General features: G+C 72.7%; 18 protein-coding genes and 1 pseudogene. 6 read left to right on the top strand and 13 right to left on the bottom strand.

What is annotated here, in order from left to right:
• Positions 1 to 152: 152 nt before the first annotated feature.
• The 5 genes from FIV43_RS19670 to FIV43_RS19650 all read right to left on the bottom strand — a co-directional run bounded on the left by FIV43_RS19670 (position 153) and on the right by FIV43_RS19650 (position 4618).
• Positions 153 to 1499: a dipeptidase gene (locus FIV43_RS19670; protein WP_141015483.1), complete on the bottom strand. Its 1347-nt coding sequence runs from the start codon at positions 1497 to 1499 to the stop codon at positions 153 to 155.
• Between the two features lie 29 nt (positions 1500 to 1528).
• The gene (locus FIV43_RS19665; RefSeq protein WP_141015482.1) at positions 1529 to 1897 is read right to left on the bottom strand and encodes a sterol carrier family protein; all 369 of its coding nucleotides are present in this window, start codon (positions 1895 to 1897) and stop codon (positions 1529 to 1531) included.
• 49 nt (positions 1898 to 1946) lie between these two features.
• Positions 1947 to 3179 carry a kynureninase gene (locus FIV43_RS19660; protein WP_231123552.1) on the bottom strand — a complete coding sequence of 411 codons (1233 nt, stop codon included), beginning with the start codon at positions 3177 to 3179 and terminating at the stop codon, positions 1947 to 1949.
• Complete coding sequence (locus tag FIV43_RS19655; protein ID WP_141015480.1) at positions 3172 to 4116, bottom strand: tryptophan 2,3-dioxygenase; 945 nt, start codon at positions 4114 to 4116, stop codon at positions 3172 to 3174. Before FIV43_RS19655 ends, FIV43_RS19660 begins: the two co-directional genes overlap by 8 nt.
• A gap of 82 nt (positions 4117 to 4198) precedes the next feature.
• Positions 4199 to 4618 carry a universal stress protein gene (locus tag FIV43_RS19650; RefSeq protein ID WP_141015479.1) on the bottom strand — a complete coding sequence of 140 codons (420 nt, stop codon included), beginning with the start codon at positions 4616 to 4618 and terminating at the stop codon, positions 4199 to 4201.
• Positions 4619 to 4774: 156 nt separating this feature from the next.
• On the opposite strand from FIV43_RS19650, the gene FIV43_RS19645 reads away from it, so the two are divergent.
• On the top strand, positions 4775 to 6661 hold the full coding sequence (locus FIV43_RS19645) for an alkyl/aryl-sulfatase (RefSeq protein WP_141015478.1): 1887 nt from the start codon (positions 4775 to 4777) through the stop codon (positions 6659 to 6661).
• A 78-nt stretch (positions 6662 to 6739) separates the two neighbouring features.
• On the opposite strand, the gene purL is transcribed toward FIV43_RS19645, so the two are convergent.
• From purL to FIV43_RS19635, 3 genes are all read right to left on the bottom strand, one after another.
• The gene (purL, locus tag FIV43_RS19640; protein WP_141015477.1) at positions 6740 to 9022 is read right to left on the bottom strand and encodes a phosphoribosylformylglycinamidine synthase subunit PurL; all 2283 of its coding nucleotides are present in this window, start codon (positions 9020 to 9022) and stop codon (positions 6740 to 6742) included.
• Positions 8911 to 10881, bottom strand: coding sequence for a zinc ribbon domain-containing protein (locus tag FIV43_RS21235; RefSeq protein WP_181407601.1), 1971 nt, complete (start codon positions 10879 to 10881; stop codon positions 8911 to 8913). Before FIV43_RS21235 ends, purL begins: the two co-directional genes overlap by 112 nt.
• Before the next feature lie 125 nt (positions 10882 to 11006).
• Positions 11007 to 11846, bottom strand: coding sequence for a zinc ribbon domain-containing protein (locus FIV43_RS19635; protein ID WP_141015476.1), 840 nt, complete (start codon positions 11844 to 11846; stop codon positions 11007 to 11009).
• Between the two features lie 297 nt (positions 11847 to 12143).
• On the opposite strand from FIV43_RS19635, the gene FIV43_RS19630 reads away from it, so the two are divergent.
• Positions 12144 to 13595 carry a glycoside hydrolase domain-containing protein gene (locus tag FIV43_RS19630; protein ID WP_141015475.1) on the top strand — a complete coding sequence of 484 codons (1452 nt, stop codon included), beginning with the start codon at positions 12144 to 12146 and terminating at the stop codon, positions 13593 to 13595.
• Positions 13596 to 13802: 207 nt separating this feature from the next.
• Here FIV43_RS19630 and katG read toward each other — a convergent pair whose 3' ends face one another.
• Together katG and FIV43_RS19620 are read right to left on the bottom strand one after the other, a co-directional pair.
• Positions 13803 to 16031, bottom strand: coding sequence for a catalase/peroxidase HPI (katG, locus tag FIV43_RS19625; RefSeq protein ID WP_141015474.1), 2229 nt, complete (start codon positions 16029 to 16031; stop codon positions 13803 to 13805).
• Between the two features lie 103 nt (positions 16032 to 16134).
• Positions 16135 to 16533, bottom strand: a complete 399-nt coding sequence (locus FIV43_RS19620; RefSeq protein WP_269204043.1) for a Fur family transcriptional regulator — start codon at positions 16531 to 16533, stop codon at positions 16135 to 16137.
• Positions 16534 to 16712: 179 nt separating this feature from the next.
• Between FIV43_RS19620 and FIV43_RS19615 the strand changes: the two genes are divergently transcribed.
• The 3 genes and pseudogenes from FIV43_RS19615 (at position 16713) to FIV43_RS22900 (ending at position 18737) form a co-directional block, all read left to right on the top strand.
• Positions 16713 to 18080 (top strand): TrkH family potassium uptake protein, encoded by a 1368-nt coding sequence (locus FIV43_RS19615; protein WP_231123551.1) that lies wholly within the window; start codon positions 16713 to 16715, stop codon positions 18078 to 18080.
• Positions 18034 to 18384, top strand: a pseudogene (locus FIV43_RS22905) (potassium channel family protein); the annotation flags it as partial. The gene FIV43_RS19615 and the pseudogene FIV43_RS22905, both read left to right, overlap by 47 nt.
• 200 nt (positions 18385 to 18584) lie before the next feature.
• Positions 18585 to 18737 carry a cation:proton antiporter regulatory subunit gene (locus FIV43_RS22900; RefSeq protein WP_231123550.1) on the top strand — a complete coding sequence of 51 codons (153 nt, stop codon included), beginning with the start codon at positions 18585 to 18587 and terminating at the stop codon, positions 18735 to 18737.
• Between the two features lie 16 nt (positions 18738 to 18753).
• Here FIV43_RS22900 and FIV43_RS19605 read toward each other — a convergent pair whose 3' ends face one another.
• Positions 18754 to 20265: a class I adenylate-forming enzyme family protein gene (locus tag FIV43_RS19605; RefSeq protein WP_231123549.1), complete on the bottom strand. Its 1512-nt coding sequence runs from the start codon at positions 20263 to 20265 to the stop codon at positions 18754 to 18756.
• A gap of 124 nt (positions 20266 to 20389) precedes the next feature.
• On the opposite strand from FIV43_RS19605, the gene FIV43_RS19600 reads away from it, so the two are divergent.
• The gene (locus FIV43_RS19600) at positions 20390 to 21637 is read left to right on the top strand and encodes a PucR family transcriptional regulator (protein WP_141015473.1); all 1248 of its coding nucleotides are present in this window, start codon (positions 20390 to 20392) and stop codon (positions 21635 to 21637) included.
• A 138-nt stretch (positions 21638 to 21775) separates the two neighbouring features.
• Here the strand turns inward: FIV43_RS19600 and FIV43_RS19595 are convergent, their stop codons facing one another.
• Entirely contained in the window at positions 21776 to 23740 is a 1965-nt protein-coding gene (locus FIV43_RS19595; RefSeq protein WP_141015472.1) for a GMC family oxidoreductase N-terminal domain-containing protein, read from the bottom strand.
• Positions 23741 to 23760: 20 nt separating this feature from the next.
• Positions 23761 to 25194, bottom strand: coding sequence for an aldehyde dehydrogenase family protein (locus tag FIV43_RS19590; protein ID WP_141015471.1), 1434 nt, complete (start codon positions 25192 to 25194; stop codon positions 23761 to 23763).
• Positions 25195 to 25314: the final 120 nt, after the last annotated feature.

The raw sequence follows: 25314 nt of genomic DNA, 5'->3' as shown, positions 1-25314 counted from the left end.
CGCTACCGCAACGTCGTGGTCACCGTGCACGCCAGCGCGAGAACAGCCCGACCGGCACGGGCCCGCACCGCCGCCGAGGCGGCGGCACGGGAGGTCGTCGCCGAGCTGGAGGGCGGGCGGGCGCCTGAGTCGCTCCGGTCCGACGGCCGAGGTCAACTGCCCAGGTTGCGCAGCAACAGCGCCTCGGCGAGCAGCACCCGCTCGAACTCGGCCAGGTGCAGACCCTCGTTGGCGCCGTGGGCGCGGGTGTCGGGGTCCTCGACGCCAGTCACCAGCACCGAGGCGCCGGGGAAGGACTCCAGGAACTCGGCGATGAACGGGATCGAGCCGCCGACCCCCATGTCGATCGGGGCGGTGCCGTCCCAGGCCTCGGTGAACGCACCGCGCGCGGCGTCGTACGCCGGACCCGCGGCGTCGATCGCGATCGGCTCGCCGGTGTCGAGCAGCGTGGTGCGGATCCGGGCGCCCCACGGGGTGTGCCTCTCGAGGTGCTCGGTCAGTCGCGCGACCGCGTTCTCGGTGGTGTCGCCGGGCGCCAGCCGGACGGTGATCTTGGCGCGGGCGCTCGGGGTCAGGGTGTTGGACGCACCGTCGACCTTCGGCGCATCGAACCCGGTGACGGTGATCGCCGGCTGGGTCCACAGCCGCTCCACGATCGAACCGGTGCCGACCCACTCCAGCGACTCGATGGCGCCGGACTCGGCCCGCAGCCGCTCCTCGGGGTAGTCCACGTCGGCGGCCGGGCCGCTGACCAGGCCGTCGATCGCGCAGCCGCCCTCGGGGGTCCACAACGAGTCGAGCAGGCGGATCATCGCCATGATCGCGTCCGGCTGGAGCCCGCCCCACATGCCGGAGTGCACCGCGTGGGTGAGCGTGCGCAGCTCGACGTCCATCCGGATCATGCCGCGCAGGCTGGTGGTCAGGGCGGGCACGCCGATGTCCCAGTTGCCCGAGTCGGCGATCACGATCACGTCCGAGCGCAGGTCGTCCTGAAACTGCTCGAGGAGCTGCGGCAGGGTCGCCGACGCGACCTCCTCCTCGCCCTCGATGAACAGGCGGACGGTCACCGGGAGCTCGTCGCCGAAGGCGCGGAGCGCGGCCAGGTGGGTGATCACGCCGGCCTTGTCGTCCGCAGCGCCGCGCGCGTAGAGCCGGCCGTCGCGCTCGGTCGGCTCCCACGGCGGGCTGTCCCAGTCGGCCGGGTCGTTCTCGGGCTGCACGTCGTGGTGCGCGTAGAGGAGCACCGTCGGTGCGCCCTCGGGACCCTTCTTCTCCCCGATCACCGCCGGCGGAGCGCCGTCGAAGGCCCGCACGATCCGGGCGTCGACGCCCTCGGCGCGGAAGAGCGCCAGGGTGGCCTCGGCACTGCGCTCGACCTCGCCCAACCGCTCCGGGTCGGCGCTCACGGACTGGATCCGGACCAGGTCCTCCAGGTCGCGGCGGATGCCGGGCATCAGGTCGGTCAGGCGGGCCTGCAGGGTCGCGGTGTCGACGGTCATGGCGCTCACGTTAGCCCGACCCGACCCGGTCACCTCAACGGCAGGTAGGGCGTCAGGTCGGTCCGCTCGCCGCTGGCCAGGACCCGTCCCTGGGCGTTCGCGTCGGTCCAGGTGGTCGCGCCGGTGGCGAGCGCGATCCAGGTGCCGGCGTCGGTCTCGACGACCGCCGGAGGGGTGCCGCGGGTGTGCCGCACGCCGTCGATCACCTGCACCGCCGCGAACGGCGGCACCCGCACCTCCACCGAGCGGCCCGGCGCCCGCTGCTCGAGCAGCGCCAGGAAGTGCTTGGTCAGCAGTTTGAGGTCGGCGCGTGCCGGCGCCTCGCGGTCGGACGCGGCCAGACGGTCCAGGGCGGCCCTCACGTCGGCGGGGTCGGCGGGGCGCAGGCGAGCGGGCACGGCACCAGTCTCCCGCCGTCTCGGGCGCGCGACCGAACCGGGTCGGCCCTCAGCCGAGCTCGTCGGCGATGGCGGTCAGGCCGACGGCGACCTCGGCGAAGGAGGTGCTCAGCGGCGAGAGTCCGATCCGGATGCCGCGGGGCGGCCGGAAGTCCGGGATCACGCCGCGCTCCCACAGGGCGGCGGTCACCCGCCGGAAGTCGGGGTGCTCGAGCATCACGTGGCTGCCGCGGCGCTCGGGGTCGCGCGGCGTGGCCACCCGGACGTCGTACGACGCCAGCAGCTCGTCGGCCACCTCGACGGTGAAGGCGGTCAGCGCCCGCGACTTCGCCCGCACCGCCGGCATCCCGACGGTGTCGAGCAGGTCGAGCATCGCCCGCATCGGCACCATCGCCAGCACCGGCGGCGTGCCGCTGACCAGTCGGCGGATCCCGGACGCGGGCGCGTAGGCGTCGTCCATCGCGAACGGGTCGGCGGCGCCCATCCATCCCTGGATCGGCTGGCTCAGCGCGTCGTGGTGCCGGGCGGCGACGTAGCCGAAGGCGGGGGCGCCGGGTCCGCCGTTGAGGTACTTGTAGGTGCAGCCGACGGCCAGGTCGACCTGGTCGGCGTCGAGGGAGAGCTCGACCGCACCCACCGCGTGGCACAGGTCCCAGAGCACCACCGCGCCGGCCCGGTGCGCGATCCGCGTGATCGCGGGGACGTCGGCCAGCTCGCCGGACTTGTAGGCGATCGCGCTGAGCAGCACCAGGGCGGTCTGCTCCCCGGTGACGGCGGCGACCTGCTCGGCACTCACCCCGCCGTCGTGCTCGGGGCTGATCCAGCGCAGGGTCAGCCCCCGGGTCGCGGCGATCCCCTCCAGGACGAACCGATCGGTCGGGAAGTTGTCGCGGTCCAGCACCACCTCGGTGCGACCGGGCCGCAGGTCGAGGGCCGCGTGGGTCAGCTTGTAGAGCAGCACCGTGGTGGAGTCGGCCACCACGGTCTGCCCGGCGGCGGCACCCAGGGTGACCCGCCCGACGGTGTCGCCGAGCTCGGTCGGCGACTCCATCCACTGCTCGTCCCAGGCCCGGATCAGCCGGGTGCCCCAGGCGTGGTCGACGAGGTCGGTGAGGGCGGCGCGGGAGGCCAGCAGCGGCCGCCCGAGCGAGTTGCCGTCCAGGTAGGCCCGGACCCCGGGGGCGTCCACGAACGCTGACCGGTACGACGCCAGCGGGTCCTCCCCGTCGAGCGCCGCCGCCCGGGCCTCGAGCCGGGGGTCGAGCCGCACCGGCTCACTCACCGTTGCCGTCCTCACCGTTGCCGTCCTCACCGTTGCCGTCCTCACCGTTGCCGTCCTCATGGTGGCCGTCCTCATGGTGGCCGTCCTCACCGAGCCGGGTGCGCACCGTGATCAGCTCCGGGAAGAAGGTCAGGTCCAGGGCGCGGCGCAGGAACCCGACGCCCGAGGAGCCGCCGGTGCCGGTCTTGAAGCCGATCGTGCGCTGCACGGTGCGCAGGTGCCGGAAGCGCCACAGCTGGAACGCGTCCTCGATGTCGACGAGGTCCTCGGAGGTCTCGTAGAGGTCCCAGTGGCCGGCGGTGTCGGTGTAGACGATGCGGAAGACGTCGACCAGCGCGGGCTGCTCGACCCAGGGCTCCCGGACGTCGCGGTCCAGCACGGCGGCGGGGACCGGGAGCCCGCGGCGGGCGACCAGGCGGAGGAACGCGTCGTACACGGTGGGCTGGTCGAGGACCTCGGCGAGCATCGCGTGCGCGCTCTCGTCGCCCTCGAACACCCTGAGCATCGCCGGGTTCTTGTTGCCGAGCAGGAACTCCACGGCTCGGTACTGCACCGACTGGAACCCCGACGACGGGCCGAGCACGTCGCGGAACTCGGCGTACTCGCTGGGGGTGAGGGTGGCCAGCACCGACCACTGCTCGGTGATCGTGCGCAGGATGTGCTTGACCCGGGCGAGGCTCTTGCGGGCCGGCGCGAGGTCGTCGGCGTCGAGGAACGCGCGGGCGCCGCGGAGCTCGTGGATCATCAGCTTGAGCCACAGCTCGGTGGTCTGGTGCTGGACGATGAAGAGCAGCTCGTCGTGGTGCGGCGGGTCGCTCAACGGGTGCTGCGCGGAGAGCAGCCGATCGAGTCCGAGGTAGCCGCCGTAGGTCAACCGGTCCCTCAGGTCGGTGTGAACGCCGGGCTCCAGCGGCCGCAGACCGCCCTCGATCTCCATGCTGCCTCCTCGCCGCGGCCTGCTCGTCGCGACCGCACCACCTCAACCTATCCGGCCGAGGACGGGTGCGCCGGGTGCGGGCTCAGCCGTGGGTGTGCGCGATGTAGACGTCGCAGGGGGCCTTGCGCACCACGTCGCCGGCCACGCTGCCGAGCACCCGGGAGACCCCTTGGGTGCGCTTGTTGCCGACCACGACGAGGCGCGCGCCGGCGTGCTCGGCGGCCCGCGCCAGCGCTTCGCCCGGCCTGCCCGGCTCCTGGTCGGCCGTGATGCTCAGCCCGGGGTGGGCCGCCCGCAGGCTCGTCACGACACGGCGGGTGAGTTGCTCGGCGGCGTCGCGCGCTGTCGGCGCCTCGACGCTGAGCGACCTGTCCGGAGTGGTGGCCGGAAAGGCGGAGACCACCAGCAGGTCCGCCCGGAGCACACCGGCGAGCTCGGCTGCGGTCCGGGCGGCCTCGGCGGCGGTCTCGCTCTCGTCGACTCCGACGACGATCGTGGTCACGGCTCCCCCTCGTGTGGATGCTCTGCCGGGGCCAACCTAGCCGACGCTGTGCCCGGCATCGGGGACATGGCCGGATCCGGCCGCAGGCCCCGGCAACGACCCTCCGCGGCCCGCGGATTCGTTGTCCGGCCGACGCCGGAGTGCCATGCTCGCGGCATGGCATCCAACAAGCCCGCCACCCCCACCGTTGCCGCGCAGCAGGCGGACCTGCGATCACGACTCCCGTTCTCCGACACCCAGGACTTCGAGGACGCCCGCCGGGGACTGATCGCACCGGCCGGGGGGCCGGTCCACGCCGAGGACGGCCGAGTGGTCTGGGACAACACCAGCTATGACTTCCTCCAGGGCGAGTGCCCCGACACGGTGAACCCGAGTCTGTGGCGCCAGTCGCAGCTGGTCGCCACGGCCGGCCTCTTCGAGGTCGTCCCGGGCCTCTACCAGGTCCGCGGCATGGACCTGTCGAACATCTCCTTCGTCGAGGGCGACAGCGGGGTCATCGTGATCGACCCGCTGATCTCCGCCGAGACGGCCGCGGCCGCCCTCGCGCTCTACCGCGAGCACCGCGGCGACCGCCCGGTCACCGGCGTCATCTACACCCACTCCCACGTCGACCACTTCGGCGGCGTCCGCGGCGTGGTCTCCCAGGAGGACGTCGACGCGGGCACGGTGCCGGTGCTCGCCCCCGAGGGCTTCGTCGAGCACGCGGTCTCCGAGAACGTCTTCGCCGGCACCGCGATGGGCCGGCGAGCCGGCTACATGTACGGCGCGGCGCTGGAGCGCGGTGTGCACGGCGGCGTCGGCGCCGGGCTCGGCCAGACCACGTCGACCGGCACGGTCACGCTGATCGCCCCGACCGTGGAGATCACCACGACCGGCCAGGAGGAGGTCGTCGACGGAGTCCGGATCGTCTTCCAGATGGCCCCGGACACCGAGGCACCCTCGGAGATGCTCTTCTACTTCCCCGACCTCAAGGCGCTGTGCGCGGCCGAGGACGCCACGCACAACCTGCACAACCTGCTCACCCTGCGCGGCGCGGTGGTCCGCGACCCGAACGGCTGGGCGAAGTACCTGACCGAGACGGTCGACCTGTTCGGCGACGACCTCGAGGTCGTCTTCGCCTCGCACCACTGGCCGACCTGGGGCCGGGACCGAGCGGTGGCGTTCCTGCAGATCCAGCGCGACCTCTACGCCTACCTGCACGACCAGACGCTCCGGATGACGAACAAGGGACTGGTCGGCGCCGAGATCGCCGAGCAGATCACGCTCCCGCCGGTGCTGGAGAACGCCTGGAGCGCGCGCGGCTACTACGGCTCGGTGTCGCACAACGTCAAGGCGATCTACCAGCGCTACATGGGATGGTTCGACGGCAACCCCGCGCACCTGTGGGAGCACCCGCCGGTGGAGAAGGCGCGCCGCTACGTGGACGCGATCGGCGGCACCGACGCGGTCGTCGCGAAGGCGACGAAGGCGTTCGACGCCGGCGACTTCCGGTGGGCGGCCGAGCTGGCCAACCACGCGGTCTTCGCCGACCCCGACCACGCCGGGGCGCGCACGGTGCTGGCCGACACCTACGAGCAGCTCGGCTACGGCTCGGAGAACGGCACCTGGCGCGACTTCTTCCTCTCCGGCGCGACCGAGCTGCGCGACGGCCAGTTCGGCACCCCCACGCAGACCGCGTCCCCGGACATGGTCGCCAACCTCACCCCGGACATGCTGTTCGACGCCCTCGCCGTCCAGGTCGACGGACCCCGGGCGTGGGACGAGGTGGTGGCGCTCGACGTGGTGCTCACCGACACCGGCGAGCGCTACCGGCTGCGCCTGGCCAACGGCGTGCTGACCTACAGCGCGCGCCCGCAGCGCGGGGACGCCGACGCCACGCTGACCACGACCCGGCGCGCCCTTCCCGCGATCGCCGGCGGCGGGCTCGACGCGGACGGCCTGAAGGCGGCCGGGATCGAGCTGACCGGGGACGCCACCGCGCTGGCGCGGCTGACTGCGGTGCTCGACCCGGGCGACCCGGACTTCGCCATCGTCACTCCCTGACCCGCCTCGCTGCCGGTGGCGCCGGGCGGATCAGCCCAGTGCTCGATCAGCCCAGTGCTCGATCAGCCCAGTGCTCGATCAGCCCAGCGCTGCCGGCAGTGTCGACGTCCAGGCCGCGCGCAGCTCGGCGAGCGGGATCTCGAAGCGTCCGGTCACGGTCAGCGCGTCCCCGCCGGTGGTGCCCAGCGCGGTCACGGCGACGCCACGGTCGGCCGCCAGCTGCTCGACCTGCGCCACCGCGGTGGCCGGGACGGTGACCAGGGCGCGCGTGGCCGACTCGGAGAAGAGGTCGACGAACGCGTCGTCGGCGACGTCGACCGCGACCCCGACGCCGTTGCCGAGCGCGGACTCCGCCAGGGCCTGCGCCAGGCCACCGTCGGAGAGGTCGTGGGCGCTCGTGGCGGTGCCGACCAGATCGGTGAGCAGGGCACCGAGGGCCGCCTCCGCGGCGAGGTCGAGCGCCGGCGGGCGGCCACCGAGGTGACCGTGCACCACGTGCGCCCACTCCGAGCCGGAGAGCTCCTCACGGGTCTCGCCGAGCAGCAGCACGGCCTCCCCCTCGGCGACGAAGCCGGTCGGGGTGCGACGGGTGACGTCGTCGATCACGCCGAGCACGGCGACCACCGGGGTGGGCAGGATCGCGGTCTCGCCGGTCTGGTTGTAGAGGCTGACGTTGCCGCCGGTGACCGGGACGCCGAGCTCGGCGCAGGCGTCCTTGAGGCCGCGGCACGCCTCGGCGAACTGCCACATCACGTCGGGGTCCTCCGGCGAACCGAAGTTGAGGCAGTCGCTGACCGCGAGCGGGGTGGCGCCGCCGGTCGAGACGTTGCGGTAGGCCTCGGCGAGGGCGAGCTGCGCACCGGCGTACGGGTCGAGCTTGGCGAACCGGCCGTTGCAGTCGGTGGCCACCGAGACCCCGAGGTTCGAGCTCTCGTCGACCCGGACCATCCCAGAGTCGGCGGGCTGGGCGAGCACCGTGTTGCCCTGGACGTAACGGTCGTACTGGTCGGTGATCCAGGACTTGTCGCAGAGGTTGGGGCTGCCGACCAGACGGAGCAGGGTGGAGCGGAGCTCGGCGTCGGTCCGCGGTCGGGGCAACGCCTCGGCGGCGTCCGCCTGCAGGTCGTCCTGCCAGTCCGGGCGGGCGAAGGGGCGCTGGTAGACCGGGCCGTCGTGGGCCACCGTCCGCGGCGGTACGTCGACCACGGTCTCGCCGTGCCAGGTGATCTCCAGGCGGCCGGTGTCGGTGACCTCGCCGATGTCGACGGCCTCGACGTCCCACTTGGCGCAGATCGCCAGGAAGCTCGCGACGTCGTCGGGCTCCACGACGGCCATCATCCGCTCCTGGGACTCGCTCATCAGGATCTCCTCCGGCGCGAGCGTGGAGTCACGCAGCGGGACCAGGTCGAGCTCGACCGACATCCCGCCGTCACCGGCGGAGGCGAGCTCGGAGGTGGCGCAGGACAGGCCGGCGCCGCCGAGGTCCTGGATGCCGGCGACGACGCCGGCGGAGAAGAGCTCGAGGGTGCACTCGATCAGGAGCTTCTCCATGAACGGGTCCCCGACCTGCACGCTGGGCCGCTTGGCGGGGCCGTCCGCGTCGAAGGTCTCCGACGCCAGCACCGAGACACCGCCGATGCCGTCGCCGCCGGTGCGGGCGCCGTACAACATCACCCGGTTGCCCTTGCCCGACGCCTTGGCCAGGTGCAGGTCCTCGTGGCGGAGCACGCCGACGCAGAGCGCGTTGACCAGCGGGTTGCCCAGGTAGGTGGGGTCGAAGACGGCCTCGCCGCCGATGTTGGGCAGGCCGAGGCAGTTGCCGTAGCCGCCGACGCCGGCGACGATCCCGGGCAGCACCCGGTGGGTGTCGTCGGCCTCGAGCGGACCGAACCGCAGCGGGTCCATCACCGCGACCGGGCGGGCGCCCATCGCGAGGATGTCGCGCACGATGCCGCCGACGCCGGTCGCCGCGCCCTGGTAGGGCTCCACGTAGGACGGGTGGTTGTGCGACTCCACCTTGAACGTCACCGCGTAGCCCTGGCCGATGTCGATCACGCCGGCGTTCTCGCCGATGCCGGCGAGCATCTTGCCGACCCGGGTCTCCTGGGGGATCTCGGAGAACTGCTTGAGGTGCACCTTGCTCGACTTGTAGGAGCAGTGCTCGCTCCACATCACCGAGTACATCGCCAGCTCGGCACCGGTGGGACGGCGGCCCAGGATCTCCTTGATCCGCGCGTACTCGTCGGCCTTCAGGCCGAGCTCGGCCCAGGGCTGCTCGCGGTCCGGGTCGGACCCGGCAACGGCGACGGTGTCGAGGGCGGAGCGGGCGGTGTCGGTCGCGGTCGGCGCAGTGTCAGCCACGGGGGCCAATCTATCCCCCGCCGGGCGCCGCGACGGAACCGGCCGCGGTCGGCCCTCAGGCGGGAGGAGGGTCGGCCGGCGGTGGCGACGCCGGCGGACTGGAGGGCGGCGGACCCGACGGCGGCGGAGCCGAGGGGGCGGGCCTGAGGGGGCGGGCCCGAGGGTGGCGGGGGCGGCGGACTCAGTGGACCGGAGTCGGCGGGTCCGGCGGGCTGGGTGGGTTGGCCGGGCTGGGCGGCCAGGAGCTGCGGCGGGATCAACGGCTCATAGCTGCGCCGCACGCCGCGCGGGATCGTCAGCGCTCCGGCCACCAGCAGCGGCGCACCGAGCACCGCGAACGTCTCCAGGACCGTCATCGAGGTCAGTACGACGCCGCCACCGACCCCCACCTCCGTCGTGGAGGCGAGCACCGTGACCACGATGCCGGCGAAGAGCCAGCCGAGCGTCAGCCCGACGGCGGTGCGCAGCGTGGTGCGTGCGGCACCCGCCGCCAGCGCCACCGCGACGGCGAGTCCGGCCGCGACGGCGAGCATCACCATCGTCGCGATCCAGGTGCCGCTGAGGTCGAGGTCGACGTCGTCGGAGATCCCGGCGAGCACCACGGCCACCAGGTTGAGCAGCACCGAGGCGACCAGCAGGCCCGCGGAGAGCCGGGCGGCGCCGACCACGGTCCGCAACCACCGGTCGGCCTCGACCCGGTCCGTGTCCGGCACCCGCCCCCACGGACCGAGCGCGAACCCGACCGCGGCGGCGAGCAGGAACGTCCCCGAGGCGACGGGGAACGGCACGAACCATCCGTCGAAGGCGTGGCTGAGCTTCTCCACCGCCACACTGAGGAACGCGGACCGGTCGAACGCCCCGGTGGTCGGGTCGAGGTCACCGTCGCCGCTGCCGGCCAGCGCGACGAACAGGTAGCAGCCGATCACGGTCGCGGCCACCGGGGTCCACACGGTCGGGCGGCGGGCGGCGAGCAGGGCGGGCACGGCCGGCAGCACCAGCGTGGCCAGGGCGGAGGCGAGCAGCCCGAGCACGACGTACCACCCCGGCAGGAACTGGTCGAAGCCGTCCTCGACCGCGAACCGGACGAACTCGGCCACGAAGGTGAGCACCAGGAGCGCCGCGGCGGCCAGGTAGAGCAGGGTGGTGATCCGGCGGCCCAGCGGGTGCAGCGCCGGGAAGTCGTCGTACCGGCGGGGCAGCAGGACGAGGACCATGCCGAGCACGGCACCGACGACCCCGGTGCCGATCCCGCTCTGCAGCGGCTCGGCGACGTCGATGATCTCGAAGAGGAGCACGAAGAAGACGCTGAGTGCCAGCGGCACCACCGCGGCCGCCTTCAGCAGCAGGCTGAGCGCCGGGGTGATCCAGGGGACGCGGAGTACACCGAGGTAGGGCACCACCAGGCCGGCGCAGGCGAGCAGGACCGCCAGCACCACCCACCAGTGCTCGTTCGCCTCCTCGACCCTGCCGGCGTCCAGGTTCCACGGCAGGGCGAGCGAGACGAAGAGGGTGAGCCCGGCGACGACGTCGAGGACCGCGTCCCGCACGGTCCGTGCGACCCCGCCCTGCACCGGCACGGGGGCCGCCGGCGGGGCCGGCGCGGGCGGAGCGGTCGCCGGTGTGGACGGGGTGGGCGACTGAGCGGTCGGCGGAGCGGTCGGCGGGTCGACGGCGGGCAGCACCGCGGTGGGGTCGGCGTCCGCGGTCGGCACCGGCTCGGCCGGCCCGGACGGCTCGGCGCCGCGGATCCGCCGGCCGGCGGGCGAGGGGTCGGAGTCCAGACCGGTCGGGCTCCCGCACTCACCGCAGAACCGGTGGTCGACCGGGCTCCCGCACTGTCCGCAGAATCGCTGGGTCATCCGTCGTGGTCCTCTTCATCGGGTACGTCGTGCGGCGCAACGACCCTGGCCGCCGCGTCGCTCCTCGGTGCTGGCTGGCGCCATCGACCGATGGCACGCGCCGGTCCAGACCGTACTGGAAGCGCTCAGTGACGGCCGGGTCCGGTGAGCTCGCCGCGGCCCCGCACGTCCAGCGACCCGAAGAGCGCCACCGCGTCCGCGACGCGGTCGGCGTAGATCGTCACCGAGTACGGCGCGGAGCGGTCGGCGAGCCAAACGGCGACCTTGCCCGCGACACGCTCGGAGGCGACCGCACGCGCGTTGACGTCGCGCCGCAGGTCCAGCGAGCGGGTGGCCGCGTCCCGGTAGTTGCGGTCCATCGACTCCCAGCTGCGCCAGCGGCTGTAGTGCACCTCGACCTCCCGGCCACCGACCTGCTCGGTGCAGTTCACCTCGACCCCTCGGCCCCCGCTGCTGCCGGCGCGGCGACATCCGGGCCCCTCCGACCCCGGGAAGACCCAGGCCATGCCGTCCGTGCCGTTCAACGCCGGGCACCGGTCGGCGGAGGCGACCCGGGACCCGTCCCAGCACTCGAAGCGGGCGCGCCCGGCTCCGGGCGGCCGGGCCGTCCGTGTGCTCGACGTGCTCGACGCCGGCGGTACGGGCCCTGTGGGGTCGGCGGCGGTCGCTGTTGCACCCGCTTCGGCCGGGGTGCGGTCGGCGGCCGCCTCGCCCGGGCCGCCGAGCAGCAGCAGCGTCCCGCCGATCCCGATGCTCGCGGCGACCAGCACGCCCAGCACCGGCAGGACGGCGCGGCGCCACCCGGCGGGCTGCTCGGCCGGTGCCGTCGCCTCGAACGGCAGCGACAGCGTCGGGCCGGGCGGGGGACTCGGGGGTGCGACCGGCGCGGTCAGCGAGGTGCCGCAGGCGCGACAGAAGCGCTGCCCGGGTTGGTCCGCGGGGGTCCCGCAGGACGGACAGTTCATGGCGTCTCCCCCAACGTCTCGGACCGAGCGGGTGCGTGGGCAGGTCGTCGGAGGACAACCTAGAGGAGCCGGGACCAGCGGGCGCGGACCGTCCGCCACTCACAGCCGCCCCACCAGCACCCGGGACGCCGCGGGCCGGGGCGGGCCGCCACACGGTCGCGAGCGACCGCACCCCCGCTGACCTGCGGAAACTACACGTTTGTAGTTCTTCGTAACCCCTGTTGCCGGTGTGACGAATGTGGTTATCGTGACGCGGCTTCCACGAAAGTTGCCACTTCCCCTACCTGGAGTTCCGCCATGCTCGCCCGCTCCCGCACTCCTGCTCCCCGACCGCGGGGCCGCGCCCGGCGCGGCCGTCGCCTGCTGCTGCGCACCACCGCCCTGACCGCCGTCGCCGGCCTGGGGCTGGGGCTCGCGGCGGCCGTCTCGGCTCCCGTCGTACCGGACCGTGTGACGTCGACCGAGACGCACCCGATCGAGCTCGCCCGCGACACCACCAACCCGGTCACCCCGGGTGACTTCGCCGGCTTCGGCTTCGACCAGTGCCTGGCCCCGACCCAGAAGGCGATGGACACCTGGCTGCGCACCTCGCCGTTCCTCGCCGTCGGCATCTACATCTCCGGCAAGTCCCGCGCCTGCCGCGACCAGCCGAACCTGACGCCGACCTGGATCCGCAACCAGCTGACCCGCGGCTGGAAGCTGCTGCCGATCACGCTCGGCCCGCAGGCCTCGTGCAGCACCCGCTTCCCGCGCTACGGCAACGACCCGACGATCAAGGCCAAGCCGGGACGCAAGAAGCTCTACGTCCCCGCGCGGAAGATGGGACGCACCGAGGCCGGGACGGCGGTGGCCGAGGCCAAGCGGCTCGGCATCGTGCCGGGGAGCACGCTCTGGTACGACCTCGAGGCCTTCGACATCACCAACACCAACTGCCGCGAGTCGGCGATGGCGTTCCTGCACGCCTGGACCGTGCGGCTGCACGAGCTCGACTACGTCTCCGGCGTCTACTCCAGCGCCGGGTCCGGGATCAAGATGCTCGACGACGCCCGGGTGAACCGCCCGAAGGCCTACCGGCTGCCCGACCGGATCTGGGTCGCGCGCTGGGACGGCCGGGCCAACACCTCGACCTCCTACATCCGCGAGGACGGCTGGCGTCCGGGCAACCGGGTCAAGCAGTACCAGGGCGGCCACAACGAGACCTGGGGCGGCGTGACCATCAACATCGACCGCAACTGGCTCGAGGTCGGGCAGTACGACAACGCGCCGCTGACCAAGCGCTGTGGCGGTGTCCGGATCAGCTACCGCACGTTCCCGACGCTCAACCCGCCGAGCTCGTCGAGCACCCCGCCGGTGGGCCGGGTCAAGACGCTGCAGTGCCTGCTCACCGAGCAGGGCAAGTACTCCGGCGCGATCAACGGCAAGCTCAACCGGCGCACGCTCAACGCGCTCGCCGCCTGGCAGTCCGGTCGCGGGCTGCGCACCCGCGCGGTGGTCGGCACCCAGGAATGGATGTCGCTGCACACCGCGGGTCGCTGGTCGGTGCTGAAGATCGGCTCGCTCGGCGCCGCCGTACGACGCGTGCAGCTCGCCCTCAACTCCGCCGACTCCGGCGTGCGGCTGCGCGCCACCGGTCGGTACGACGCGACCACCGCCCAGGCGGTCAGGGCCTACCAGCGGCGGGTCGGCCTCAAGCCGACCGGGATCGTCGAGAAGCGGACCTGGAGCAAGCTCAGCCGCGGCATCGCCTGAGGCCCGCCCGTCGAACAGGACGGCGCGACCGGCCCCACGAACGACGGCCCGTTCCGCGGAGACCCCGCGGGACGGGCCGTTCTGGTGCCATCGGGCACCCCGAGACGCGCACCGGGCCGGTCCCCCGTGGGGAACCGGCCCGGTGGTGACGCCTCACGCCTCGGTCATGGCGGGACCTGCCCGCGACCTCAGCGCGTCAGCCTGGACTCAGACGAGGTCGTAGCGGTCGGCGTCCATGACCTTCGCCCAGGCGGCGACGAAGTCGGCCACGAACTTCTCGGCGGCGTCGTCGCTGGCGTAGACCTCGGCCAGCGCGCGCAGCTCGGAGTTGGAGCCGAACACCAGGTCGTTCCGGGTGCCGCGGAGGGTCGCACCGGCGGCGGTGGTGCCCTCGTAGACCTCCTTGGAGTCGTCCACGGCGGTCCAGGTGGTGCCGAGCTCGAGCAGGTTGACGAAGAAGTCGTTGCTGAGCACGCCCGGACGGTCGGTGAAGACACCCAGGTCCGACCCGTCCCAGTTGGTGCCGAGCACGCGGAGGCCGCCGATCAGCACGGTCAGCTCCGGAGCGGTGACACCGAGCAGGTTGGCCCGGTCGATCAGGGTGAACTCGGCCGGGTACTTGCTGGACTTGGCCAGGTAGTTGCGGAACCCGTCGGCCTTGGGCTCCAGGTAGCCGAACGACTCGACGTCGGTCTGCTCCTGGCTGGCGTCGCCACGCCCGGTGGTGGTGGTGACGGTGACGTCCACACCGGCCGCCGCGGCAGCCTTCTCGACCCCGACCGAGCCGCCGAGCACGATCGCGTCGGCCAGGGAGACGCCCTGCGCGGTCGCGATCTCCTGCAGCTGGTTGAGCACCGGGGCGAGCTCGGCCGGACGGTTGACCGCCCACGACCGCTGCGGCTCCAGAGCGATCCGGGCGCCGTTCGCGCCACCGCGCTTGTCGGAGCTGCGGAAGGTCGAGGCCGAGGCCCAGGCGGTCGAGACCAGCTGCGAGACGGTCAGGTCGGTGGCGGCGATGGCCTGCTTGACCGCGCCGACCTGCTGCTCGGTGAGCTCCGCGCCCGCCGGCACCGGGTCCTGCCAGACCAGGTCCTCGGCCGGAACCTCGGAGCCGAGGTAGCGCGCCTTCGGGCCCATGTCGCGGTGGGTCAGCTTGAACCAGGCGCGGGCGAACGCGTCGGTGAACGCGGCCTGGTCCTCCTTGAACCGCAGTGAGATCTCGCGCATCTCCGGGTCCTCACGCAGGGCGAGGTCGGAGGTCAGCATCCGCGGCTCACGCTTGCCGTCGCCGAACGACTCCGGCACCAGGCCGTCGCCGCCGTTGTTCTTCGGGCGCCACTGGTTGGCGCCGGCCGGCGACTGGAAGAGCTCCCAGTCGTAGGCGAAGAGGATGTGGAAGAACTCGTTGTCCCACCGGGTCGGGTGGTAGGTCCAGGTGACCTCCAGACCCGAGGTGATCGCGTCGAGGCCCTTGCCGGTGCCGTGGGTCGACTTCCACCCCAGGCCCTGCTGCTCGAGGTCGGCGCCCTCCGGCTCGATACCGACGAGGTCGGCGTCACCGGCGCCGTGGGTCTTGCCGAAGGTGTGGCCGCCGGCGATCAGCGCGACGGTCTCCTCGACGGTCATGCCCATCTTGCCGAAGGTGTCCTTGATGTCGACCGCGGAGGCGATCGGGTCGGGCTGACCCTCGGGGCCCTCGGGGTTGACGTAGATCAGGCCCATCTGGACCGCGGCCAGCGGGTCGTCGAGCTGACGCTCGGCACCACTGACGTAGCGCTGCGCACCACCGTTGTCGCCGCCGAGCCACTCGGTCTCCGGGCCCCAGTAGATGTCGTCGTCGGCCTCCCACACGTCGGGGCGGCCACCGGCGAAGCCGAAGGTCGGGAAGCCCATGTCCTCGAGCGCCACGTTGCCGGCGAGGATCATCAGGTCGCCCCAGGAGAGCGCCCGGCCGTACTTCTTCTTCACCGGCCACAGCAGACGGCGGGCCTTGTCCAGGTTGCCGTTGTCGGGCCAGGAGTTGAGCGGGGCGAACCGCTGCTGGCCGGTGCCGCCGCCGCCGCGACCGTCCCAGACCCGGTAGGTGCCGGCGGAGTGCCAGGCCATCCGGATGTAGAGCGGGCCGTAGTGGCCGAAGTCCGCCGGCCAGAACTCCTGGGAGTCGGTCAGCGTGGCCGCGATGTCGGCCTTCACCTCGGCCAGGTCGAGGCCGAGGAAGGCGGCGCGGTAGTCGAAGCCGTCGCCGTACGGGTCGGCCTCGGCCGGGTTCTTGGCGAGGATCTTGAGGTTGAGCTTGTTCGGCCACCACTGGTGGTTCGGCGCGCCCTGGGTGGGGTGCGGCAGCTCGCCGTGCATCACCGGGCACTTGCCCTCGGTGGAGGGCGTGGCCGAGCTCTCGTTCAGGTCGCCGAGCTCGGTCTCGTGGTTCTCAGACATGGATTCCTCTCCGATTTGCACTTCGCTGTCACTGGTGGAGGTACTGCTGGGTCGAGGCACAGGCTCGACGGTCGTGGTCGTGCGTGGGGAAGGGACGGGCCGCCTAAGGGGCCCCGCTCGGCGCCGGCGCCAGGGTGGCCGCACAGGTGGGGCAGCGGCCCCAGTAGATGACCTCGGCCTCGTCGATGCGGAAGCCGTGGTCGTTCTCCGCGGTCAGGCAGGGCGCCTCGCCGACGGCGCAGTCGACGTCGGCGATCGCGCCGCAGACGCGGCAGACCACATGGTGGTGGTTGTCGCCGACCCTGCTCTCGTAGCGGGCCACCGACCCGGACGGCTGGATCCGCCGGACCAGTCCGGCGTTGGTCAACGCCTTGAGGACGTCGTAGACGGCTTGGTGGGACACCTCCGGCAGCGCCTGCCGGACGACACCGATCACGGTGTCGGTGTCGGCGTGGGCGTGCCGGTGCACTGCATCCAGGACGGCCAGTCGCGGACGCGTCACCCGCAGCCCCGCCCGCGCAGCATCTGCGGGAAGTCGGGCGTCGTGGGCATGCGGCCAGCCTACTCGTATTCTTGAACGGGTCAAGAATCACCCGCCGGGTCTCGGGGAGTACGACGCAAGCGGCGGGTCGTGACGCAGGTCACCGGTCCCCGGGGTCCGGACAGGCGTAGCCTCCTCGGGTGTCGATCACGACGGACCCGACCGCCGGCCCCGGGCGCCGGGCGTGGCTCCGCCATCCGGCGCAGGTGGTGGTCCTCGCCTTCGGCGGCGCGGTGGTGCTCGGCACGCTGCTGCTGATGCTGCCGGTGGCCACCGCCGGTCCCGGCGGTGCCGGGTTCCTGACCGCGCTCTTCCACGCCACCAGCGCGGTCTGCGTCACCGGCCTGGTCACCGTGGACACCCCCGTCTACTGGTCCACCTTCGGCGAGGTCACCATCCTCGCGCTGATCCAGGTCGGCGGCTTCGGGATCATGACGCTCGCCTCGCTGCTCACCCTGGCGGTGCTGCGCCGGCTGCGTCTGCGCACCCGGCTCACCGCCGCTGCGGAGACCAAGGCGACCGGGATGGGCGACCTGCGCACCGTGCTCATCGGGGTCCTGAAGTTCACCCTGCTCTTCGAGGCCGTCGTGGCGGTCGTGCTCACGCTGCGCTTCGCGCTCGGCTACGACGTGGCGTGGGGCCGGGCCACCTACCTCGGGGTGTTCCATGCCGTGTCGGCCTTCAACAACGCCGGCTTCGCGCTGTTCAGCGACAACCTGATCGGCTTCGCCGGCGACCCGTGGATCTGCCTGCCGATCGCCTTCGCGGTGATCGCCGGCGGGCTCGGCTTCCCGGTCTGGATCGAGCTGGCCAAGGACCGCTGGCACTGGCAGAAGTGGAACATGCACACCCGGATGACGGTCAGCGCGACCGTCGCGCTGCTGGTGCTCGGCACCATCGTGGTGACGGCCAGCGAGTGGACCAACCCCGCCACGCTCGGCAGCATGAGCGTGCCGGACCGGCTGCTGGGCGGCTTCTTCCACTCGGTGATGCCGCGCACCGCGGGCTTCAACGCGATCGACTACGGGCAGGCCCACGACGGCACCCTGCTGACCACCACCGGCCTGATGTTCATCGGCGGCGGCTCGGCCGGCACCGCGGGCGGCATCAAGGTCACCACGTTCATGGTGCTCGCCTGGGTGATCTGGGCGGAGGTGCGCGGCGAGCGGGACGTCGAGCTGCACGGCCGCCGCCTGGACGAGCGGGTGGTGCGCCAGGCGCTGACCGTCGCCCTCCTCGCCGCCGGCGCGGTGCTCGGGGCGACCCTGGCCCTGGCCTACCTCACCGACGAGCGACTGGACGCGCTGATCTTCGAGGTGGTCTCCGCCTTCTCCACCGTGGGCCTCTCCACCGGCATCACCGCGGACCTGCCCGCGGTCGGGCAGCTGCTACTGGTCGGCCTGATGTTCCTGGGCCGGCTCGGCCCGATCACCCTGGTCTCCGCGCTCGCGCTCCGCGACCGTGGCAAGCTCTACCGACTCCCCGAAGGGCGGCCCCTCATTGGGTAAGAACCTGACCAACGGCGTCGTGGTGATCGGCCTCGGCCGGTTCGGACGCTCGCTCGCACTCGAGCTCGCCACCCAGGGCGAGGACGTGCTGGGCATCGACGGCGACCCGAAGGTGGTCGCCTCGCTGGCCGGCCGACTGACCCACGTGGTCGAGGCCGACGCCACCGACCAGGAGGCGATGCGCCAGCTCTCGGTCGGCGAGTTCTCCCGGGTGGTGATCGGCATGGGCAACGACCTGGAGTCGAGCATCCTCTCCGCCACGATCGCCCTCGAGCTCGGTGCCAAGAAGGTCTGGGCGAAGGCGATCAGCCACGCGCACGCCCGGATCCTCACCCGGATCGGCGTGCACCACGTGGTGCGCCCCGAGCACGACACCGGCAAGCGGGTCGCCCACCTGGTCCGCGGCGAGGTGATGCTCGACTACATCGAGTTCGACCCCGGCTACGCCTTCGCCCGCGCCCCCGCCCGCGCGCCCTGCACGGACGCTCGCTGCAGGGATACGGCGTGCGCAAGGAGTACGGCGTCACCATCGTCGCGGTCAAGCCGGCCGGTGGCAGCTTCGACTACGCCACCGCCTCGACCGTGCTGCGCCCCGGCGACGAGGTGGTGGTCTCCGGGCCGGCCGCGAAGGTGGAGGCGTTCAGCAACCTGAGCTGACCCCGCCGGTCGACCCTCAGCCCTCGCCGTTGACCAGGTCGCGCAGCGTGCCCTTGGTGACCTTGCCGATGCTGTTGCGGGGCAGGCTCTCCAGCACGTGGATCGCCCGCGGCATCTTGTAGCGGGCCAGCCGCTCGCCGCAGAAGTCCAGCAGGGCCTGCTCGTCGAGCTCCACCCCCGGCTTCGGTACGACGACGGCGACCGGCTGCTCGCCGTAGACGTCGTCGCGGCGACCGACCACGGCGGCCTCGAAGACGGCCGGATGGCGGTGCAGGACGTTCTCGATCTCCTGCGGGTAGATGTTCTCCCCGCCGCGGATGATCATGTCCTTGACCCGGTCCACCAGGCGCAGGTAGCCGTCCTCGTCGAGCGCCCCCACGTCGCCGGTGGCGAGCCAGCCGTCGCGGAGCGCCTCGGCGGTGGCCTCGGGGCGTCCGAAGTAGCCGCGCATCACGACCGGGCCCTTCACCTGGACCTCACCGGCCTCGCCGACCGGCAGCACCGAGCCGTCGTTGTCGACGATGCGGATCTCCAGCCCCGGCAGCGCCGGGCCGACGGTGCCGGTCTTGCGTGGCCCCTCGACGGGGTTGAGGGTGCACGCCGCGCTCGTCTCGGAGAGCCCGTAGCCCTCGACCACGGGGACGCCGTACCGGCTCTCCCAGGCCTCGATCAGGCCGGGCGGCATCGGCGCCGCCCCGCACCCGGCGAACCGCAGCGAACGGACCTCCTCCTCGCCACCGGGGCGGCTGAGCAGGAGCGAGTAGATCGTCGGGACGCCGGAGACGAAGGTCGGTCGCTCGGCGCCGACGAGGGGCCAGAACGTGGCCGGGTCGAAGCGGGGCGCGATCATCGCCGACCCGCCGACCGACAGCGGCGAGAGGATCGAGACCACGATGCCGTTGACGTGGAAGAGCGGCAGGATCAGCAGCGACCGGTCGGCGCCGGTCATCCCCGTGCTCTGCACGAGCATCGACGCCATCGCGGTGATGTTCGCGTGGTCCAGCATCACGCCCTTGGGCCGACCGGTGGTGCCGCTGGTGTAGATCAGCATCGCCAGGTCCTCGTCGCGGGCCGGCACGTCGGGCAGCGTGCCGTCGCGGGTGCCGAGCTCGTCGACCATCACGACCGTGTACTCGCCGCCGTCCACCTTGGGCCGCGCGTCCTCGTCGACGACCACCACGACGGCGGCGCTGTCGGAGAGCTGGTAGCGGGCCTCGTCCGCGGTGAGCGCCGGGTTGAGCGGGGTGCAGAGGGCGCCGAGCCGCCAGGAGGCGAAGAGGGTCACGACCAGGTCCACGCGGTTCGGCATCATCACGCCGACCGTGCTGCCCCGGACCACGCCGAGAGCGGCGAGGTGCCCGGCCGCCGCGTCGACGGCGTCCGCGAACGCGGCGTTGTCGAGGCGGGTGTGCACGTCGGCGACACAGGCACCGTGCGGGTCGGCGTCCCGTCGCCGCTGCGGGATGGCGGCGATCGCGGACGTGCCGGTCGGGAAGGCGCCGGTCGGGAAGGTGGGGCTGGCGGTCACGGAGACTCCTCGGGTCGGTGGACGACATCGAGCCTAGGAAGATCCGGGCGCCGCCACGATGGGCAGCCGCTCCCCACACCCCGTGCTCGTTGTGCGGGCGCACACCGAGATCTACCATCACCGCATGTCGGCACTCCTCGCCTCGCCGCGCACCCTCGACTACGTCGCGGCCGTCGCCAACCACCTCCTGGCCGACGCCGAGCAGCTGATCGCCGACCTCAACCGCGCCGTCGCCGACGGCGCACCGGCGTTGGCCGACGACCCGGCGATCGTGGACGACACCGCGGCCAGCAACCGGCTCACCGTGCTCCACTTCCTGCACGCCGTCGCGGCCCGCCCGGAGCACCCGGTGTCGGTCTACGCGCCACCCGAGCTGGTCCAGAAGGCGCGCAACCTGGTCCGCCGCGGCGTCGACCTCGACGTGGTGATCCAGGCCTACCGCTTCGGCCAGGAGGCGTTGTGGCGGCACTGGATGGACACCGCCGCCGAGCTGGTCGAGCACGACCCGGCCGAGCTGGCCGGGGTGCTGCGCCACAGCGCCGACCTGCTCTTCACCTACGTCAACGGCTGCCTCGCCCTCGAGGTGAGCCAGATCCAGCAACAGCGGGAGCAGATCAGCCGGTCCGGCTCGACCCGCCAGGCCGAGGTGATCCGCCTGCTGCTGGACGCGGCGCCGCTGAGCCGGACCACGGCCAACCAGTGGCTCGGCTACGACGTCGGCGGCCCGCACACCTTCCTCGCCCTGTGGGGGTCGCGCTCCATCGAGGACGCCGCGCTGGAGTCGGCGGCGAGCGAGCTGGCCAGTGTGCTCGGCCTGCGCTCGGCCGGGCTGCGCGCCGGCGCCGGACAGCTGTGGACCTGGCTCGGCGGCGAGATCACCGACCGCGCCGCGTTCGCCGACGCCCACGCCGCGCTGGAGACACCGGTCAACGTGCTGGTCGGCCCGCCCGGACGCGGGGCCGACGGGTTCCGTCGTACGCAGCAGCGGGCGATCGAGGTGCAGCGCTTCGCGATGTCCGAGGAGTCCGCACCCCCCGCCCTCACCTGGTACGACGAGCTCGGGCCGGTCGCGCTCACCGCCGACGACCCGGAGCGGGTCCGGGTCTTCGTCGCCGACGCCCTCGGCCGGCTGGCGGAGGACGACCCGGCCCTGGACGACCTGCGGGCGACGATGCTGGTCTTCCTGCAGGAGGGCGAGTCTGCGCCGAAGGCGGCACAGCGCCTCTTCACCCACCGCAACACCGTGCTGCAGCGGGTCGGCAGGGCGACCGGCCTGATCGGCGCGCCGCTGGCCGAGCGACGGCTGCAGGTGTTCCTGGCGCTCGAGCTGGTGCACCGGCTGGGACGCTCGGCACTCACTCCCCCGAACTGACCGCGCCCCGTCCGGTCGGGACAGGGCGGGAGCGGGGCCGCGGCGGCTCGGGGGAAAGCCGCCGCGACCCCTCCCCCCGGACGGTGCGGGCCGGGCGCTCGGGACGCTCGACCCGGGTCACGCCCAGGAGGCCTGGTATCAGGATGCCAGGATGTTGTGCGCAGTGCGACGGGCGAGCGTCATCGTCGTGATCATCGGGTTGACCGACGAGCAGGTGGGCATGCCGCTGGCGTCGGCGATCCACACCCCCTTGGTGTCGTGCAGCTCACCGCGCGGGTCGGCCACGCTGGTCGCCGGGTCGGCGCCCAGGGCGGCGCTTCCCATCTGGTGCGCGCTGAACGCGACCAGACCGCCGGCACCGATCGGCAGGGCGTCGAGCCGGCCGATGAACTCCTCGACGTCGTCGCCCTGCCTCCACGGGGCGAACGGCTGGCCGCCGACGAAGATCGTGTCCGCGCCGCCGGCCACGTGCATCCGGACGCAGGCGATCAGGGCGTTCTTGAAGGTGCGCTGGTCACCCTCGTGCTCGAACGGGTAGGTCGCCACCGAGCGGCCCTCCTCGTCGATCGCGATCCGGCCGCTGCCGAGGTCCTCGATGATGAAGACCCAGTCACCGCGGTTGCGGTAGCGGCCGATCAGCTCCTTGTGCTCGGCCGCCGAGGTCCACGGGGTCACCGAGGCGTAGAGGCCGGGGAACTGCTGGACCCCCTCGACCAGGAAGGCCGAGCCGCCCTCGCTGCCGGCGGAGAACTCGTTCATGATCCCGGCCTGCGCCGGGCCGTGGATCGGGTCGAGGTCCTCCTCGCCGTACAGCCCGGTGACCAGGCCGGCGGGGTGCAGCTTGAGCCGGGTGCCGACCGCCTCGCCGCCGATCCCCGAGCGCAGCAGCAGGGCGGGGGTCTCCATCGAGCCGGCCGAGACCACCACGGTCGGGGCGGCGACGGTGACGGTGTGGCCGACCGCACCGTTCTCGTCCAGGATCTCCACCTCGACGCCGGTGGCCCGGCCGTCGCTGACCAGCACCCGGGTGGCCCGGGCGTTCGGGATCAGCTCGGCGCCGGCGTCGCTGGCGTCCTGCAGGAACGTGCGCATGGTGCCCTGCTTGGCGCCGGTGGCGTCGCCGTACCCGCTGTAGCCCTGGAGGGCGGGGTCGAAGCGCTCGGGGTCGATGTTGAGGGTGGTGTGCTTGTAGGACCAGCCCAGCGCCTCCGCGCCGACGCCGAGCTTGGTGTGCGGACCGTTCTGGAAGGCGACCTTCTCGTTGACCTTCATCCGGCTCATCACCGCCTCCGCGTGCTCGGCCCAGCTGTCACCGGTGACGTCGGTCAGCCCGAACTCCTCGGACCAGCGCTTGCGCAGCCGGTCCGGCAGGGGCACGGAGTTCGACCAGTTCACGGTCGAGCCGCCGCCGACGACGCCGCCGGCGACGACGTTGACCATGCCGTCGGCGGTCGGGAAGACGCCGCCGTTGAGGCAGAGCTGCTGGTAGGCCGCGAGCTCGGTCAGCCCGAACTCGGACTCGGAGTAGTAGGAGCCCGCCTCCAGCACGAGGACCCGCTTGCCGGCCTTGGCCAGCTCGCCGGCCGCGACGCCGCCACCCGAGCCGGAACCGACGACGACGGCGTCGACCTCGATGGTCTCCCCGGGGCTGGTGGTGCGGACGGTGAGGGTCTTGGTGCCCCGGTTCGGGATGTCCGGGATGCCGCCGGCGCCCATCCCGTCGAGCAGCGGGCTGTGCCCGGCCTCGTCGGTGATCGCGTAGGCGAAGTTGATCGCGAGCTGCCGCACGGCGCCGATGCCGGCGGCCGCCTCCGGGGCGATCCCGCTGATCACGGCGACCGAGGTCTCCCGGATGTGCTGGGGCTGGTTCTTCAGTCCGGTCAGGGCCAGCGCGTCGATCAGCTCCAGCAGGCCGCTGAGCTGGTCGGCGGGCACCTTGGTGGTCAGGTACTCCTCGACACCGAGGTGGGCCCCGACGGCGGTGCCGGGGGTGGCGTAGAACCCGTGCGGGTCCTCACGGCCGTCGGGTGCCGCGACCGGGGCGACGAAGGTGTCGACGAGGGCGGCCAGGGTCTGGCGCTGCAGGTCGGTGAAGGTGGTCATGGGTGGGTTCTCCTCGGTGGTCAGGGCAGCTGGAGGGAGGTCGTGTCGAGGAAGTCCTCGAACCCGGCGTCACCGAGCTCGCGACCGTTCCCGGACTGCTTGACCCCGCCGAAGGGGGCGTGGATGTTGAAGGCGCCGTCGTTGATCTGGACCTGTCCGGAGTCCAGACGCCGGGCGAAGGCGACCGCCCGGTCGACGTCCGCGGAGTAGACGCCGGCGTTGAGCCCGTAGACGGTGTCGTTGGCGAGGGCGACCGCCTCGTCCTCGGTCTCGTAGGTCTGGATGACCAGGACCGGTCCGAAGATCTCCTCCTTCACGATCCGCATGTCCGGGGTCGTGTCGGTGAAGACGGTGGGCCGCACGTAGTAGCCGCCCGCGTGCTCCTCGGCCAGGCCCTCGACCGGGTCCAGCCCACCGGCGAGCAGGGTGGCGCCCTCGTCGATGCCGACCGCGATGTAGTCGCGGACACGGTTGAGCTGGGTCTCGGAGATGACCGGCCCGATCACGGCGGTCGGGTCGAGCGGGTGACCGACCTTCACGCCCTCGGCGGCCGCCGTGGCGATCGCCTCGTACTCGGCCTTTCGGGAGGCGGGCACGATCAGCCGGGTCAGCGCGATGCAGGTCTGGCCGGAGTTGAGGTAGCAGGCGTTGGCGCTGGCGGTGACGGCGGCGACCGGGTCGGCGTCGTCGAGGACCACCAGGGGCGACTTCCCGCCGAGCTCGAGCGCCACCCGCTTGACGGTGGCCGCGGCGACCTCGCCGATCCGCTTGCCGGCGGCGGTGGAGCCGGTGAAGCTGACCATGTCGACGTCCGGGTGGGCGACCATCGCCTCACCCACGGTCGGCCCGTCGCCGCAGACCAGGTTGAAGACGCCGGCGGGCAGGCCGATGGTCTCGAAGATCTCGGCCAGCACGAACGCGTTGAGCGGGGCGACCTCGCTGGGCTTGGCGACCACGGTGCAGCCGACGGCGAGCGCGGGGGCGACCTTGCAGAGGATCTGGTGCAGCGGGTAGTTCCACGGCGTGATCGAGGCGACCACGCCGATCGGCTTGCGGATCACCAGCGAGTTGTAGACCTTCTCCTCGAAGGAGTAGTCGAGCGCGATCTGCTGCACCGCGGCCAGGTTCATCAGCGGCAGTCCCACCTGCACCACGTTGCTGGTGGCGTAGGGCATGCCCACTTCCTGGGTCATCAGCAGCGCGATCTCGTTCTGACGCCGCTGCATCTCCTCGGCGGCGAGCTTGAGGAAGCCCACCCGCTCGGCGACGTCGAGCGCGGCCCAGGCCGGGAAGGCGCGGCGGGCGGCGCCGACCGCGGCGTCGACCTCGGCGGCGGTGCCGGCCGGCACGGTGGCCAGCGGGCCGCCGTCACCGGCGTTGCTGACCGGAAGGGTCTGGGTGGACTCGGCCTCGCGCCACTGGCCGTCGATGTAGTGCGCGGTGCGGGTGATCATGCACGCCTCCAGTCGGGTGTTCCTCGGTGCCCCACCGCCGCGGTACGGCGGTATCGGCGTCTCGACCCCGATCCTGCTGTGACCGGGGCCACCCGACAATGTGCATCCGCCCTGCGTGAC

The sequence above is a fragment of the Nocardioides sambongensis genome, from assembly GCF_006494815.1.
GTDB lineage: Bacteria > Actinomycetota > Actinomycetes > Propionibacteriales > Nocardioidaceae > Nocardioides > Nocardioides sambongensis.
This window is presented reverse-complemented; position numbering and strand designations above follow the sequence as displayed.

Excerpts from the sequence above, each read along its gene's own strand:
- FIV43_RS19670 (WP_141015483.1), bottom strand. The coding sequence starts at position 1,499 with ATGACCGTCGACACCGCGACCCTGCAGGCCCGCCTGACCGACCTGATG.
- FIV43_RS19655 (WP_141015480.1), bottom strand. The coding sequence starts at position 4,116 with ATGGAGATCGAGGGCGGTCTGCGGCCGCTGGAGCCCGGCGTTCACACC.
- FIV43_RS19645 (WP_141015478.1), top strand. The coding sequence starts at position 4,775 with ATGGCATCCAACAAGCCCGCCACCCCCACCGTTGCCGCGCAGCAGGCG.
- FIV43_RS21235 (WP_181407601.1), bottom strand. The coding sequence starts at position 10,881 with ATGACCCAGCGATTCTGCGGACAGTGCGGGAGCCCGGTCGACCACCGG.
- FIV43_RS19635 (WP_141015476.1), bottom strand. The coding sequence starts at position 11,846 with ATGAACTGTCCGTCCTGCGGGACCCCCGCGGACCAACCCGGGCAGCGC.
- FIV43_RS19630 (WP_141015475.1), top strand. The coding sequence starts at position 12,144 with ATGCTCGCCCGCTCCCGCACTCCTGCTCCCCGACCGCGGGGCCGCGCC.
- katG (WP_141015474.1), bottom strand. The coding sequence starts at position 16,031 with ATGTCTGAGAACCACGAGACCGAGCTCGGCGACCTGAACGAGAGCTCG.
- FIV43_RS19600 (WP_141015473.1), top strand. The coding sequence starts at position 20,390 with ATGTCGGCACTCCTCGCCTCGCCGCGCACCCTCGACTACGTCGCGGCC.
- FIV43_RS19595 (WP_141015472.1), bottom strand. The coding sequence starts at position 23,740 with ATGACCACCTTCACCGACCTGCAGCGCCAGACCCTGGCCGCCCTCGTC.
- FIV43_RS19590 (WP_141015471.1), bottom strand. The coding sequence starts at position 25,194 with ATGATCACCCGCACCGCGCACTACATCGACGGCCAGTGGCGCGAGGCC.